The 15,005-nt window shown below is 54.9% G+C and carries 10 protein-coding genes; 5 read left to right on the forward strand and 5 right to left on the reverse strand.

The annotated features are described in order from the left end of the window. Nucleotides 1–305: 305 nt before the first annotated feature. Nucleotides 306–1,811, reverse strand: a complete 1,506-nt coding sequence (locus tag RIB44_00595) for a BBP7 family outer membrane beta-barrel protein (GenBank protein MEQ8615071.1) — start codon at nucleotides 1,809–1,811, stop codon at nucleotides 306–308. Between the two features lie 269 nt (nucleotides 1,812–2,080). Here RIB44_00595 and RIB44_00600 point away from each other — a divergent pair, with 269 nt between their 5' ends. The 3 genes from RIB44_00600 (at nucleotide 2,081) to RIB44_00610 (ending at nucleotide 6,731) form a co-directional block, all read left to right on the forward strand. Further along, nucleotides 2,081–3,124: a transaldolase family protein gene (locus RIB44_00600; GenBank protein ID MEQ8615072.1), complete on the forward strand. Its 1,044-nt coding sequence runs from the start codon at nucleotides 2,081–2,083 to the stop codon at nucleotides 3,122–3,124. A gap of 190 nt (nucleotides 3,125–3,314) precedes the next feature. After that, nucleotides 3,315–4,676 carry a S41 family peptidase gene (locus tag RIB44_00605; GenBank protein MEQ8615073.1) on the forward strand — a complete coding sequence of 454 codons (1,362 nt, stop codon included), beginning with the start codon at nucleotides 3,315–3,317 and terminating at the stop codon, nucleotides 4,674–4,676. 672 nt (nucleotides 4,677–5,348) lie between these two features. After that, a complete protein-coding gene (locus RIB44_00610; protein MEQ8615074.1) occupies nucleotides 5,349–6,731 on the forward strand; it encodes a DUF1214 domain-containing protein in 1,383 nt (460 codons plus the stop codon). A gap of 292 nt (nucleotides 6,732–7,023) precedes the next feature. On the opposite strand, the gene RIB44_00615 is transcribed toward RIB44_00610, so the two are convergent. Further along, a complete protein-coding gene (locus RIB44_00615; protein ID MEQ8615075.1) occupies nucleotides 7,024–7,200 on the reverse strand; it encodes a hypothetical protein in 177 nt (58 codons plus the stop codon). 15 nt (nucleotides 7,201–7,215) lie between these two features. On the opposite strand from RIB44_00615, the gene RIB44_00620 reads away from it, so the two are divergent. Both RIB44_00620 and RIB44_00625 read left to right on the forward strand, forming a co-directional pair. After that, nucleotides 7,216–8,007 carry an HlyD family efflux transporter periplasmic adaptor subunit gene (locus tag RIB44_00620; protein ID MEQ8615076.1) on the forward strand — a complete coding sequence of 264 codons (792 nt, stop codon included), beginning with the start codon at nucleotides 7,216–7,218 and terminating at the stop codon, nucleotides 8,005–8,007. An 11-nt stretch (nucleotides 8,008–8,018) separates the two neighbouring features. Then, a complete protein-coding gene (locus tag RIB44_00625; protein MEQ8615077.1) occupies nucleotides 8,019–11,195 on the forward strand; it encodes an efflux RND transporter permease subunit in 3,177 nt (1,058 codons plus the stop codon). A gap of 658 nt (nucleotides 11,196–11,853) precedes the next feature. On the opposite strand, the gene RIB44_00630 is transcribed toward RIB44_00625, so the two are convergent. The 3 genes from RIB44_00630 to RIB44_00640 all read right to left on the reverse strand — a co-directional run bounded on the left by RIB44_00630 (nucleotide 11,854) and on the right by RIB44_00640 (nucleotide 14,803). Next, nucleotides 11,854–12,285 (reverse strand): carboxypeptidase-like regulatory domain-containing protein, encoded by a 432-nt coding sequence (locus tag RIB44_00630; GenBank protein MEQ8615078.1) that lies wholly within the window; start codon nucleotides 12,283–12,285, stop codon nucleotides 11,854–11,856. 157 nt (nucleotides 12,286–12,442) lie between these two features. Continuing rightward, nucleotides 12,443–13,492 carry a DUF1559 domain-containing protein gene (locus tag RIB44_00635; protein MEQ8615079.1) on the reverse strand — a complete coding sequence of 350 codons (1,050 nt, stop codon included), beginning with the start codon at nucleotides 13,490–13,492 and terminating at the stop codon, nucleotides 12,443–12,445. A gap of 198 nt (nucleotides 13,493–13,690) precedes the next feature. Continuing rightward, on the reverse strand, nucleotides 13,691–14,803 hold the full coding sequence (locus RIB44_00640; protein MEQ8615080.1) for a PEP-CTERM sorting domain-containing protein: 1,113 nt from the start codon (nucleotides 14,801–14,803) through the stop codon (nucleotides 13,691–13,693). Between the last annotated feature and the right edge of the window lie 202 nt (nucleotides 14,804–15,005).

A 15,005-nucleotide genomic window follows, 5' to 3' on the forward strand; every position in this document is an offset into this window, starting at 1 on the left:
GACCGCTAAATGATAGTAAGGCTAGCGGTTATCGAGAGTTGAGTCTACGCCGACCGAAGAAGGTAGGCGAGGTGGGAAGTCGCTAGCAGGCGTGCTGGCTGCCGGTGGTAGCGGTTGGTGAAAGTCTGTCTGCGGCAGGGCATGATGCCCCGGATTGATTTCAAGAGGAGCAGCTACGAGACACCGCTAGAGTGGCTGGGGACGAGTGAAGCCCTAGCTCAATTTTCTTGGTCCAGGCCTTTTTGAACTGGGGGCAAGCTCCACTTGTCCCCAGCCACCCAGCCAATTGCTCTGGCGTCTATACCCTACCAATAACCTTCGATACCCAACGAGGTACCTAGGTAGACGGCGTCGCCTGACTCGACTATCGGCAGATTGGCATCTTGAATGAAATTCACCTGGAAAGGCGCGAGAGCTATTGTGTTGACATACAGCAATTCAAGACCAGCTCGGATCGATAAGTTTGGCTTGAGGTGCCAACGGCCGGTGACACGTGCTTCGCCAACGAAGGAGAGGGTGTCTTCTTCGCCATTTGCTTGATTCCCATTGGTCGTCCCAATATTGAAGTCTGTATTCGTATCCATGGCGTTCCAGTAGCCGCCGGCTTTACCCATGATCTCGATGCTCCAGCGATCACGCTCGGTGGCGACACTGCCGCCAAGTTGAGTGCCAAGCAGGTTGTTATCCGTCGTTACAAAGTAGCGACCGTCAAGAGTTGGACCACCAGCATTGGGGATTCCACTCGCTTGCCAATCAAGTGCCTCACGCAGGTTGATGTAACGTAGCCCTGCAAGATAACTGTAGGTAAGAGTACTGTTCGCTTTGCGAACCCACTGTCCGGAGGGCTGTAGTTCCATGCGGTCCCGTGCCATGCGCTGCTTGACGTGATAATTCCACTCGAATGAATCAAGGTGACTCTCGTAAACGAACCGCGAGAAGCTAGCCCCGTCAAACGAGCTGTTGACGCGATCAATAAAGTCGCTGACTTGGAGACCAACAGCCGTGCTTACTCCATTAGCAGTGGCCGCTCTGAGTTGTGCTTCTTGATTCCAGTGGCCGTCTCCCCACCAAGAGAATTCGGTGGTGTGATCGCGGTTTTCTCCGTCGCGAAAAAGAAAGCGGCCGAGTGTTAGTCGAAAAGTCGCATCGGCACCTGGCTTATCACCGTCAATGTTTAAGTAGTTACCAACTTGGAATTGGAAAAGTCCGCCGCCACTGATACCAGTGCCTTGTTCGCTCATCAGGAGTACACCTTTGCGTTCCCAAGTACGATTGAGAATCACCGTGTCGGCTTGGGCATACCAGAAACCTCGCTCCAGCCAAGTGCCTGAACTTTCTAATAGTGCTGGATCGCACTGGAACTCGCGGACATTTTCACCTGGGATGAAAGGATCAATGGCATCATCTTCACCGCCGCTGCGTGCTGCAAAAGGCGACGAGTCCATTGCCGGATCAGGAATCTCCGGCGGCATCAAATCGGGGGTCAGGGGGCTCGAAGCCCCGAGATCTCCCTCGGGTAGTTCCATGCCGGGAGGCACAGCCTCGGCAGGGAGTCCCTCGCCCACGGGTTTTGCCCCGCTCCCGGCGGGAACTTGTGCGACAGCTTGTCCTACGGACACGCCTAGAAGAGTGATGATCGCTAAAGCAATGTTGTATTTCACCGAACTATTCCCCTCGAACAGGTCCCCCCGCGGCGCAAAATACGCCGGTGGCTTCAAGGGTTTCATCGACCTTCGCATGCCGTCGGTATAGGAATAACCGTCAGATTCCGCAAAAATGCGATAATCGCGCCAATCGTCAAAGTCTGACATGCGGCCATCTGCTATCAAGGAAGGCTCTTTTATGCGAACCACGAATCTCACGAATCCACACGATTAGGATTGGTTATCGAGGTCGGTCTACGCTCCTTCCCAAGATGCATGGAGAGGCTAATTCGTGCGATTCGTCTTATTTGTGGTTCAAAAGGAGATGCGGGGGACGGCTGACTGCAACCCGTTGGAAAAACCTTTATACTGCTTTGTTGTCAGGCGGATTTGCGAATCCACCCCTGTACCTACTTAAACGAAGGATGCGTTTCCCGATGGCAGATTCCTTGAAATCGATCATTGATGCTGGCACCAAGTTGTGGCTCGACTCGGTGGACCCTGACCTGGTGAAGACCAATCGTGAGTTCGGTGCAACTGGGGCGACCTCGAATCCCATCATCATCAGCAACCTGATCAAGACGGGCCGCTATGACGATCAGCTAGCGGAACTGCTAGCAGGTGATAGCACCGACGAGCAGGCAGCTTGGGCACTGACTGACCAAGTGGTGAAAGCAGCTCAAGAAGTCTTTCACCCTGTCTGGCAGGAGACCAAGTGCAATGACGGCTGGGTGAGCTTCGAACTCGATCCACTGCTCGAAGATCCCGAGAAGAACATTCCTCACGAGGAGCGTGTCGCCAAATACATTGAACTGGGCACTTCCTGGTCCGAGGGACAGGACAACCGCATGATCAAGGTCCCCGCCACCGAAGCGGGCCTCGGGGCGTTGGAGGAACTGGCCGCACGGGGTGTCACGCTAAACGTGACGCTCATTTTCACGCAGGATCAGTACGAGCAAGCCCGCGATGCCATCTGGCGGGGAGCACAGCGGCGCGATTCGTTGGAAACCTTTAAGAGTGTCTACAGCATCTTTATCTCGCGAGTCGACGTCTACACCCAGCAGCATGTGCCAGAACTGTCTGAAGCTGCTCAAGGGCAAGTCGGTTTGGTGAACGTCAAACAAATGTGGCAGGCGAACGAGGATTTCTGGTCCGACCACGAGACGCCGCTCGAGCAGGAGATCGTCTTCGCTAGCACGGGTGCTAAGCTGGAGGGCGATTCGGAGTGGAAGTATGTTGAAGCGCTCGTCGGCAGCGGGATCCAAACCAACCCACCCGCCACAAACCAAGCCGTCGCCGACAGCGGACTCGAATTCTCAAAGACGGTCCATCAAATGCCAGGGCAAGCCGTCATCGACGAGATCGCCGCCAAAGTGAAACTCGATCATCTGCACGAGACGCTAATGCGAGAAGGCGTGCAGAAGTTTGTCGATCCGCAACAGGCACTGCTGAAGTTGGTTGCTGAGAAACGGGAAGGTTGACGATCGTGTCATTCCGACCGAGCCCCAGCGACCGAGGAATCTGGTTTGGACTCTTGTTGATAATGGATTACCAACTCAGGATGAAACTGGATTCCTCCGGTGCTGAGACACCTGTCGGAATGACACGATAGCGAGCCTCCCTTCGGAATGACAAGTACGCGGGCTTTCGCTAGGCTGCTAATAACAACTTATGTCCCACCGTAACTTCCTCATCCTGATTGCCGCGACGCTCGTTTGCTACGCCTGCTATGTGCGGGCGGAACAGAATCCTTATGCACGCTACGTGGCGGCGGGCTTTTCTGTGATCGACCGCTGGGCCCTCGAACAACCACCCGATGAGGAACTGTTCGATGGTGCCATGCGGGGAATGATCAAAGTGTTGGAGAAGCACGGGGACGAACATTCGCAGTTTGTCGAAGCCAAGCGGAGCAGCACGTTCCAGGAGGACATCACCCAAGAGTTTGGCGGTGTGGGTATCCGGCTGCGGTTACTCGGAGAGCCAACCGTCCCAACCGTAGTTGGTCCGCCCGAACCGGGCACGCCCGCGTTTTCGTCGGACATCCGTTCCGGCGACCGGATCGTGGCGATTGATGGTCAGACGACCGTAGACCTCACTCTCGATGAGATTGTCCGTCGTGTGCGCGGGCCGCTGGGTGAAGAAGTCGTGCTGACCGTGATCCATGAAGGAGAAACCAAACGCGAGAAGATTCCTCTGGTACGAGCAAGGATCGTCGTTCCCTCAATTCTCGGCGATCGGCACGACGGCAACAATCAGTGGACGTATACGCTCGAAGAGCATCCCCACCTCGGCTACGTGCGGATCATCAAGTTCGGCGAGAAAACCGTCGACGAGCTGCGCGAAGTCCTTGCTTCTTTGCGTGAGCAGAAAGTGAAGGGTCTGATTCTCGATCTGCGTGACGACTACGGCGGAGCCTTAGACGCGGCCGTATCGATTTGCGACATGTTACTGCCCATCGGAGCGACAATCCTCACCACACGCGATCGCCATGAGCAGACCCGCGAGCGATATGTCTCCGAGTACGACGGCGAGTATCGCGATCTTCCCCTAGCCGTGTTGATCAACCATAACAGTGCGAGTGCCAGCGAAATCGTCGCTGCTTGTTTGCAAGACTACGATCGCGCGATCATCGTCGGCGAGCGCTCCTACGGCAAGGGAACCGTGCAGCGTGTCTTACGGCTCGAGTCAGGACGCAGTCTCTTAAAACTCACCTCGGCCAGCTTCTGGCGACCCAGTGAGAAGAACATCCACCGCATGGCCGACGATGATGAGGCGGACCAGTGGGGCGTTTCGCCGAACAGCGGCTATGAAGTCGCGCTCGATGAGGAAGAGTACCTCGCCTGGCGACTGTATCGCAGCCGACGAGATGTGCTAGGTGACGGAGAGTCCGATCAACAGGGCAACGCCGCCTTGCTCAAACAGCTCAATTCGCAAGATGGGAAGGTGCCTGAGGACTTCCAAGATCGAGCGTTGCAGAAAGCGATCGAGGCTTTGAGAAGTGAGATCGGAGATTCTGCTTCGGCTGGTGAGTGACGTTAATCGTTGCGCAGCGGAGGGGATCGGATCATACGCTGAGCGGGGATAGGCTCCCGAAGTATCAAGGCCTCCCCGACTTGCTAGATTTGGGGCCGGCTTTCAACTCGGCGCTTCCGCATCGTCTGGGGAAGCGTCCGCCTCATTTGATCTCTGGCGATATTGTGTCGACTCGATTCATTGCCGTCGTATCTAAGGAGGAGGCTGCTACCTGTGCGAATTGGTTGCTCTTGATCGGTACCGAAGTTGATGTAACCTCAGCGCGTTGCTCCGCGGTCAAATCGCTCCATTTGGCTTTCACTGGTCGAAGCAGAATCAACTTGCAACTGCGACGAAGACCACATGAACCTAGCCATTCGTGCTATTCTCCCCTGTTTCTTGTTCTATTATTTGGCCAAGCAAGTGGTCCGCGGTAGACTGTTGGGATTGCAGCAGTTTCGAGAACAGTGCAAGGCGACTTTGATTGCCGAAGAGTATTATTTGTCACCACAGTAGGTTTGTCTTGGCGTCCAGGTCATTAGTTTGACGCCCTCATTCCTGAATACGGTCTACTATCCGCTAGGCACACTCGCAGTTTGTGGAAATCACATGAAACAATCACAGTTTACGATAATACTAATCCTAGTTTTATTGGAATATTTCGTAGCTACTGATCTCAGGGCACAGGACGGTATGGAACCTCTAGGCGGCCAGCCGCCCGCGGGCAGCAAGCCCTCCGTCGTGGACTTGGAGTACCAAGTCAAATACCAGCGGGCGTTTGAAGCGGTGCTATGGGGCATGCCTGCGGTTGCGATTTATCGCTTCCGCGCGGCTGCAATGGAAGACCTGGAGATGAAGGATAATGACATCATCACTTACTCTGAGACGGCCAAACCGAATCTTGAAGCAATAACCGCTAACAGCAGCACACCCTACATTGCAGCGTACTCGGACCTGCAGCGGGGGCCTGTCGTACTCGAAGTCCCCGAAGCGGGTGCCGAGGGAAGCCTTTATGGGCAAGTTGTTGATGCCTGGCAATTCACGATTGCCGACGTCGGGCCCGGGGGGCTTGATCAGGGCAAGGCTAGCAAATACCTATTCACTCCTCCAGGATTTAGCGAGCCTGTCCCCGAAGGGTACATCCATGTTCCCTCACCGAACTATCGCATTGCTTTAGCGTTTCGGTCGATTGTCGCCCCGGGCAAGACGCAACGAGATGCCTTCGACTACGCCCAGAAACTGCGGCTCTACTATCTGTCCGAAGCAGAGAATCCGCCTGAGCAGAAATTCGTCGATCCCGTGGACGAGCGATACGCGACGATCCCCTTCTTTGATGAGCGACACTTTGACGACATCCATAGCATCGTTTCTGTCGAGCCCATTCGACCTATCGATAAGCACATGACGGGCTTGCTGGCGTCGTTAGGTATCGAGAAGGGTAAGCCCTTCAAACCGGACGCAACTACCAAGAGGGCAATGCGACAGGCGGCCATTGACGCTTGGTACTATTTGCAGGCCAAATTCGACAGCTTGCCAGAGGAGGAACGTTTTTGGCCCGACCGCCACTACTACCCGCTGATGCTGGCCGACGATAATCGGACCTTCACTTACGAGTACGATGACAAGATCGACGTTGATGCCCGCGCAATGCAGTACCTCTGGTGCACGTACGTACCCAAGGTTCTCTCCGATAATCCCTCTACGCAATACGCTGTCGCACTCGCGGATTCCACCGGAGAGCTTCTCAAGGCCGGTAGGACGTATCGGGTCACCGTACCCGCCAAGATGCCGGTCAAGCAGTTTTGGGCTCTGACCGTTTATGACCATGCAACGTATGGGTTTATCTATACGGATTCCAAACGCACAACGCTCTCAAGCTACGACCTCGACAACCTAATAAAGAACGCTGACGGGTCCGTGACGCTCTATGTCGGTGCTGAAGCGCCTGACGGATTAAAATCGAATTGGATCCCGACAGCCGGAAAACGCCCTATGCCAACGTTCCGCTTCTACGGTCCGACCGATGACCTAAACAACCGGACTTTCAAAATGCCCGACTTCGAACTGGTAAAGTGACGCCATCAGTCAGAGTGCCGCAAGAGCTTAACCTTCGGCAATTCTGTTCAGCTCCCGCAGTCAATTAAAGTGAATGGCCATGTCACGTCGGTTGGACCAGCGTCGGCGACTTGGCACGTCGTGAAGCTCGCTTCGGTCTCTCCTCGTCAGGAACAACTCCTGCAATTCGCCGTCCACCGTCGCATCGTCTGATGCAGCCCTCAGCGTCGCGGCGAGCGTCAGAATTCGCGGCGGTCGACATCACGGCCGCGAACGTCGTCCCACCGATTTCTGGAGCGGAAGACCGCGAGAGTCAGTCCGCGGCCTGCTTGACCTTCTCCGACTTCGCCTCGAACTGGTAAGTCCATTCGTCGAAGTAAAGATTGCGGCCATCGATCTCGATTTCGCCACGCTGGAAGTCGTTCGGCTCGCTACGGAAACTCGTCTTGGGCGGCGCGAGCTCTCGGGCGTAATCGAGATTGACAATCAACCGATACGGGTCGGCGTGCCCGCAGAGGAAATCACGGACCCGAGGATCGGCGTGGTCGCGGGCGCCGTGCGACGCGTCGGCGGGGAGCCAGCCCCACGGCTCGATCAGGCGAAACTTGATCTGAAGCGAACCAAGGTATCTGCTCCCTTCGATGGTCGCGTGCAAACCAAGATGATCGGCCTGGGGCAAATGGCGGGTCCCAACACGCCACTGGGTCAGATCTTTGCAATCGATTACGCGGAAGTTCGTTTGCCGATTTCGGCAAGCCAGCGCGAGTTCCTTACGCTCCCCGAATTTGCCGATGACCCGCCCGTCGAAGTCGAGTTGCGTGACCCCATCACTAAAGCCTCAGATACCGTTTGGAAGGCGAAAATTGTCCGGACCGAGGGAGTGCTCGACACGGACTCGCGTGATCTCTACGCCATCGCACGAATTGATGATCCTTTCGGCCGGCGCTCCAAACACCCTCCGCTGAGGATTGGCCAACCCGTAGTTGCCTCGATTGATGGTGTGACCCTTAAAGACGTGATTGCTCTGCCGCGTGCTGCCGTACGGCAGTTGGATAAAGTCATCCTGGTACGAGAAGATGAACTGACATTATTACCCACCACGATCACTTCCCTGTGGTCGGACGATGAGCATGTGATTGTTGACCGTTCGAATATTCCCCCTGGAATGAAGCTTGCGACGACACCTATGGTGTTTGCCCCAGAGGGTGCCAAAGTGGATCTCATCCCTGAGGCGATGCCAACCGAGGCTGTAGCGAATACGACGTCCTCTGACAGTGAAGCCTCTGCAACCCCGTAGTGATACCCAGGATGATTCGCTGGTTTACAAAAAACGGAATCGCCGCGAATTTCCTGATGCTGGGCATTCTGGTGGCAGGTGCTTATACGCTCTTCTTTGAGATACCACTTGAAGTTTCGCCAGCACGCGACTTTGAGTCCGTTCGTATCGAGATGGAGTATCGCGGTGCGACGGCCAAGGACGTGGAACGAGCAATCCTGATCCCAATTGAGGAGGTCCTTGAGGCGATTGATGGGATCGAGACGATCAATGCCGATGCGGGCCGCGGTAATGCTCGCTTCTGGATTGAAGCGGTGCCTGGTACCGATGTGCGATCATTGATGGACGACATAACGGCACAGATCGATACCATCACCACCTTCCCCGACGAGACCGAACGTCCGAGAATCTCGATTCCCGACACCTCGAATTGGTGGGAGGTACTGAGTATCGCAGTGACAGGACCGCTTAGTCCTCGAGAACTACGTGAAGTAGCACGCCGTGTTCAGCAAGACGTCCTAGCACTACCGGGCGTAAGTCGCGCAACAGTTATGGGAGATCGTCGCTACGAAATCTCCGTAGAAGTAAAGCCCGACAAGCTGCTCTCCTACGGCTTGAGCTTTCAAGATCTCGCCACGGCAATCCGACAGTTCTCGATCGATCTTCCCGCAGGTGCCATCGACAGCGCGAGCGGAACCTTCGTCATCCGGACGCGCGGACAAGCGTATAACGAGTTTGATTTCCGCCAGGTGCCAATCCGCGCTGCCGACGGAGCCGAGTTACTTTTAGGGGAAGTTGCGACCATTAACGACGGATTCGAAGAAGGGGAAAAACGGGTCACGTTCAACGGCAAACCGGCATTGTTCGTTGAGGTGCTGCGGACCGGGAAAGGGAGTGCGATCCAAATCTCCGATCAGGTCCGTGAATACGTGCGCAACTCGGGCAGTCGCTTTCCTGATGGAATCAGTCTGTTTGTCTGGGACGACGAATCGATCGCCATCCGTGGCCGCCTGAGCACGCTGGTGCGGTCGTTGTTACAAGGCGGCATTCTCGTGATGATTTTCTTGGGACTTTTTTTGAGGCCAGCATTGGCGTTCTGGATTGTGATCGGTATCCCCGTAGGTTTCGCTGGCGGCTTGATTCTGATGCCTTGGTTTGGGATTACGGCCAACCTGATGAGTCTCTTTGGCTTCATTATTGTCGTGGGAATCGTTGTCGACGACGCAATCGTCACCGGAGAAAACATCTATCAAAAGATCAAAGATGGCGTCCCACCGATGGAAGCCTCGATCGAGGGAACAGTCGAAGTGGCGACACCCGTGACCTTCGGTGCGTTGACAACGATCGTCGCTTTCATTCCCTTGTTGTTTTTTGATGGCATGTGGGGCGATTACGCCAGACAAGTCCCTCCCATTGTTGGGCCCGTCCTGCTATTCTCGTTGATTGAGTCGAAACTGATACTCCCTTCGCACTTGAAGCATCTGCGACGCGAGCCCCGACGGAACTTCTTTGCACGACTCCAAGCGTCGATCGCTGGCGGCCTGGAAACCTTTATTCAACGTGTTTATCAGCCGACTCTGGATTTCGCGGTTCATCATCGCGCCTCGGTAACCGCTGCCTTCGTTAGCGCTGGTTTGTTGATGGCGGGCTATTGCATGAGTGGGCGGATGAAATTTGTGGCGTTTCCGCAGGTGGATACACAACGAATCTCGTGTGATTTGGATATGCCCAACGACACTCCCTTGGAGACGACGCAGCGCTACATGGATCGGATTGAAGCGGCCGTGCACCAACTCAAAGAGGAATACGTCGATCCGGGGAACGGCGAGCCGATCGTGCAGAACATTTCCAAGCTCGTCGGCGCGGCCAGGCTGCATCGAGACTACGATAAATCGCGCGGTGCGATCCGCTTCGAGGTTCTCCAGCCTTCACTGCGGACAGCACCCGGCCCGAAAAACAGTGAATTGGTAACCCGTTGGTCAGAGCTGGTGGGTCCGATCCCCGAAGCATCGGAATTCAGGATTCGGGCAGACTCGGGCATCCGTCACGACCGCGATTACGACAGCGAGAACCTCAACCTCGAACTGCGCGGACCTTCTTCCCCGGAGAAAGCCGAAGTCGCACGGGCGATGCGTAAGATTCTGCAGGAATACGATGCCTTCGCCAGGACTTGGGCCAATGTGAATTACGGGCAGGATGAATTGGAACTGACACTCAAGCCCCAGGCCGCTGAGTTAGGTTTGACGCAACAACTGCTAGCTCAACAGATTCGCCAAGCGTTCTTCGGCGAGGAAGCCCAGCGGTTGCAGCGCGGTGTCGATGACATCCGTGTCATGGTGCGGCTGCCTCGCGAGTATCGGGATTCTCTCCATACGCTTGATCGATTGCGTATCCGCACGCCTCGAGGTGCCGATGTTCCCTTGTCGACGGTGGCCTCGATCGCCTTCAAGAAAGCTCCCTCCCACGTGCAACGCAAGGATGGCGACGAGATCCTGAGAGTAGGTGGACAACCACGAGACGAAACCGTGGACGTGTTGGGGATCGCTGAGGAAATCGGTCCACGATTTGACGCACTCTGCGCGCCCCACAATCTTACCTATCGGTACATTGGCTATGTCGCGGAAGCGGAAGAAGCGCGGAAGAATACCATCGTCGGATCGTCTCTTCTGGCGTTCGTGCTTTATGGCCTCCTGGCAATCGCGCTCAAGTCGATGGGGCAACCTTTCTTTGTCATGTTGGCGGTCCCTTTTGCCATCATTGGAGCCCTGCTGGGGCATATCATTCTTGATATCACCCCCTCCTACTTATCGATCTTCGGCATGCTGGCATTGGCAGGTGTCTCCGTGAATGACACTCTGGTGATGGTCGATTACGTGAACCGACGGAAACGCGAAGGGGCGACACTTCGCCAAGCCGCGCTTGAAGCTGGGGGGCGTCGTTTTCGCCCAATCATGCTGACCTCGATCACGACGTTCGTCGGCCTGATGCCACTATTAATGGATAACTCCCTGCAGGCACAGTTCTTGATTCCTATGGCGGTTTCACTTTCTTTCGGCGTGATGTTCGCCACCATCGTGACACTGTTCCTAATCCCCTGCTCGCTCCTGCTCGCCGACGATTGTCGTCGTCTACTCACCAAGGCAGGTAACTGGTACCTTCGACCTTTCCACAGCACTTCGACTCGAGCGACCGCTGAAATCCGCGCGTGAACGGCACCGTCGCGACGAGCTTTTACCTTGCTGAATAAAGCACTTGCGGTGGTTCCAGAGCAGTCCGTAGTTGCTGGCCATTGACTGCTGCTAGGATCATGACTGCGTTCAACCTGAGAGCAACCGCGCTCAAGGTGAGCGATCCTGATTCGGTGGCCCCATGGAGATTGAAACGGGCCTCAAGGTGCCTCCGAACCCCACAGAACAGGTGGCGGTCGGTGTCACCTCTGCAGTTCTGCACTGGTAGCTTCCGAAGGTCGGGTGATGCAACCGCCAGTAGGAAGAAATCCAAAAAATTTGCGTCGGTCTTCGAATTCAACTTGAAGTGGCTGACATCCAGCGAGATCCGCTAGCCACCTAACGATAGCCTGGCATTCGGTAGATTGCTAAGTCATCAGATTTCCCAACGACGCTGAACCTCAGTTTCGCGGCCATCGGGATGTGATCGAACTGACACCCCTTGATTGCGCCTCTAGCTGCAATATCCCGTCTCCTGGCGCGGTGCTCTACGGTTCGCTATCCAGCTTCAAAGAAATCATCCTCCGCTATGTAAGCTAGAATCTCTAGAAAGGTTTAGACTAAGGGGCCAGGGTTTGAAGTGTGCCGGAGAAATGATGAGAACTATCACTCCCGCTCTTGATGTGCATTCAGGCCGCGATCAGCGTCGATTTTTGGGCCGCTTGCCTAGCTCGCCGTCGAGATCGAAGTTTGCCTCGTTCTTTCCGTCCGTCGACACTTCAAAGGTCAGAGGTGTTTTTTGATAGTTCGTATAGGGCCGAGGAATCGTTTCAGGGGAGTCGACGATTTCGATGTCTCGGTTTTCAGGGTCCAGGTGAGTTTTGCGAGTACTGATCACGATGCGATGATTGCCAACAACGGCACCTTCGCGAGGATCTGTTGCCACCGAACTTAGCTGAAAGTTCCCCTGTTCGTCCGTTTCGCCATTGGAGTAGGGTCCGGCCTCACGACTGTCACCACTCGCTTGTGGCATGAAAACGACACGTGCCCCGCTTACGGGCTGGCCATCGAGCTTCACAGAGCCGGTAACTGGTGCGTACTCAAACTTGGAGTCACTGCAGCCTAGGAACATTGCAAGCACGAGCAGGCTGAGAATAGATCTGGTGACAGTGGGTGCTTTTCGAATCGGTTTCTCGAATTGATTCGCGGCGTGCACAAGCGACCTCGTTTCAGGCTTTGGAGAACGGAGCAAATATTCAATTCTAAAGTCTGTCAACTAACACGAAAGACTAGAGATCGCTAAGGTTGACAAGTTCCTCGCCCGCAATCGTTGCCAAGGCTTCGTAAACGGCACCATCGAGCGACCATGAGATGAATGTCACCGAACCGTCGATCTTCGCCCAGTTTCCTCCGTTACCAGCATGGGTTGAGCCGAACGCCCGATTGCAGGACCAAAGTGGTGCCGTCGTCATATTAGCAAGGCAAAGTTCAACGTCCGCGCTGCGTAGTAGCGGATCGGCGAAGGCTTCGGCTTTATTGCTCCACCGCTGGGTTACTGCCCAGTAGGCAGGGAACGCAGGTTCAGAACGACCTAGCCAATGGTACTCGCCCATGAGCAGCGTGTTGCTGGTACCGTCAACCACATTCTTGAGCCTCTCCGCGGGCATGCCCGGTTGCCCCATGGAGTAAAGCAAGCCTCGTCTTGAAAAGTTCAAATCCTGGAGAACCTGATCCACAGGTGGATTGCTGTTGGGGCCCATCGGGCTCGTCCAGTTTACCCATCCGCCTCCGACAGCATTTTCGGTGATCACTCCAGCCATAGCTTTGTAAGAACTAGCAGCAAGGGCACCACCCCATTCGTTGGCAAAAGCATCTGACGGACAGAGCATCTGCTCCAGCCTTGTGTCGCGGACTTTCTGGTTGATCTTGCCGTTACCATTGGGGTCCCCGACTTCAAAATTGGTTTCCTCATGATCGTACAGGTCGTAGAGAGACTGCTGTTCGAGGTAGGGAAGAATCTCAACGCCCCAGTTGGTGCCATTGCAGTCAAAACTTTTGCACTCAAATGGTATGTCGTTTGCGTTCGTGAAGCCGTACCTACCGTAAGCGACCCCTCCGGGTGGAAACTCTCTCTTAGCAGATTCGTGATTCATGATCGCCAAGGCAAGTTGCTTCAACTGGTTCGTGCACTGGATGCGACGGGCAGCTTCGCGTGCGGACTGCACTGCCGGCAAGAGCAATCCCACGAGAACACCAATAATGGCGATCACCACGAGAAGCTCGACGAGAGTGAACGCGGCCTTGTTTCGGATTGTTTGGCTTGGGCGACGCTGATCCATTATCGAATCCTGAGTACGGGGAGTTAAGAACCGTATGCATCACTTGCAACTCTGTTGCTGATGATCGATTCTAAGTCTTCTATCTTGTTCGCATTGACTCAACTCGGCTTAGCACGGCCCCAGGCACTTCCTCGCAGGCGGACACCAAAACAGCGAAGGAAGCACCTGGAAGTGTGTTTGCGTGCTTATGTCTTCTGCTTAAGAGCTCCGCTTTCTTACGCAGGTTGCCGTCAGCAGACTGCCAAACAGAAGTACAACCGCACTTGGTTCGGGCACACTAGCCACGGCGGGTGCTTGAGCCGTTACCACAGTCATCTCAAGTGAACCTGCCCCGTAGTTGTCGGTGAAGTCGCTGAGGTCACCTACATTCGTATCACGCTGGTAGGCCAGAAAGTCTGCACCGTCAATGTCGTCATCGTTGTCGAAGTCACCGGGGCCTCCGGGGAGCAGAACTACATTGATATCGACTGCTCCGTTGACGCCATTGCCAATGATCTTATTCGCGTCGACGTAATTTTGGATGACCGCTTCAAAGTTACCAGGCAGCGTTAGCTCGCCAGTTCCTTGAATATCTATCACCGAGCCGTCCTGAATGGAGCCGAGGCGAGGTGATCCACTGACTTCGCCTGCATCAATGTTGTTAAGATTAAGTGATCCACCACTAAGAATATTGACGGTCGCCGTTCCCAGTGAGGGATCCACAGCGTTCAGAGTACCGAGACCAAGGATACCGCCGGTCTGATTGAGCGTACCGCTGATATTAATTTCACCTTGCTGGAAAACACCCCACCAGAGGTGACTGGCCACATTGACCGTGCCACCAGTGTTAATGTTGAGCAGGCCTAAGGAGTTCGTTCCTACAAGATCTCTCGCGACCCATAAAATCCTGCCGACGTTCACTTCGCCGCCATCGTTGACATTCATCGTGGCAACAACATCAAAGCCATTGTTGCCAACATGAATGTCTTCGGTGGCTGTTAGAACGCCTCCATTATTGACATCGACAATACCAGACTCGTCGACGCCAATACGCAAGCGGAGAACATCTGGAACATCGGAGTCGACGGTCACTGTGTTGTTGCCGAAGTTCACCCGAGTTTCGTCACCAGGACCAGGGAGCGAGCCCGGCGGGTTGCCCGGGCCGTTGTTTGGGTTTAGTCCCCAGCCGGGACTGGTTCCGTCGGTGACGTCTGTCCAATTCCCATCAAGGCGAAATCGATAAACGTCTTGGGCATTCGAAGTCTCAGTCACCGTGAAGGTCGCCACGATGAATGCAGTAACGAGGCTCAATTTGAACGTGCGTGCTAACATTTCTACTCTCCCTCTCAGATCAAATATGCGGAACGCTTGGGGTTGTTGATTTCCAGAACTGTGATCTTTCACGGTTTTGGATTCTCACTGGCTTGAATCTGGCTCGTGTCGAGTAGACAAGTTGCCACGCCGAACGGTCGAGTCCGACGTGGCAGCTGTCATAGGTCGCCAGGCTAAGCTGCCCCAATAGCCGGGCATTACT

The organism is Lacipirellulaceae bacterium, assembly GCA_040218535.1.
Lineage (GTDB): Bacteria > Planctomycetota > Planctomycetia > Pirellulales > Lacipirellulaceae > Adhaeretor.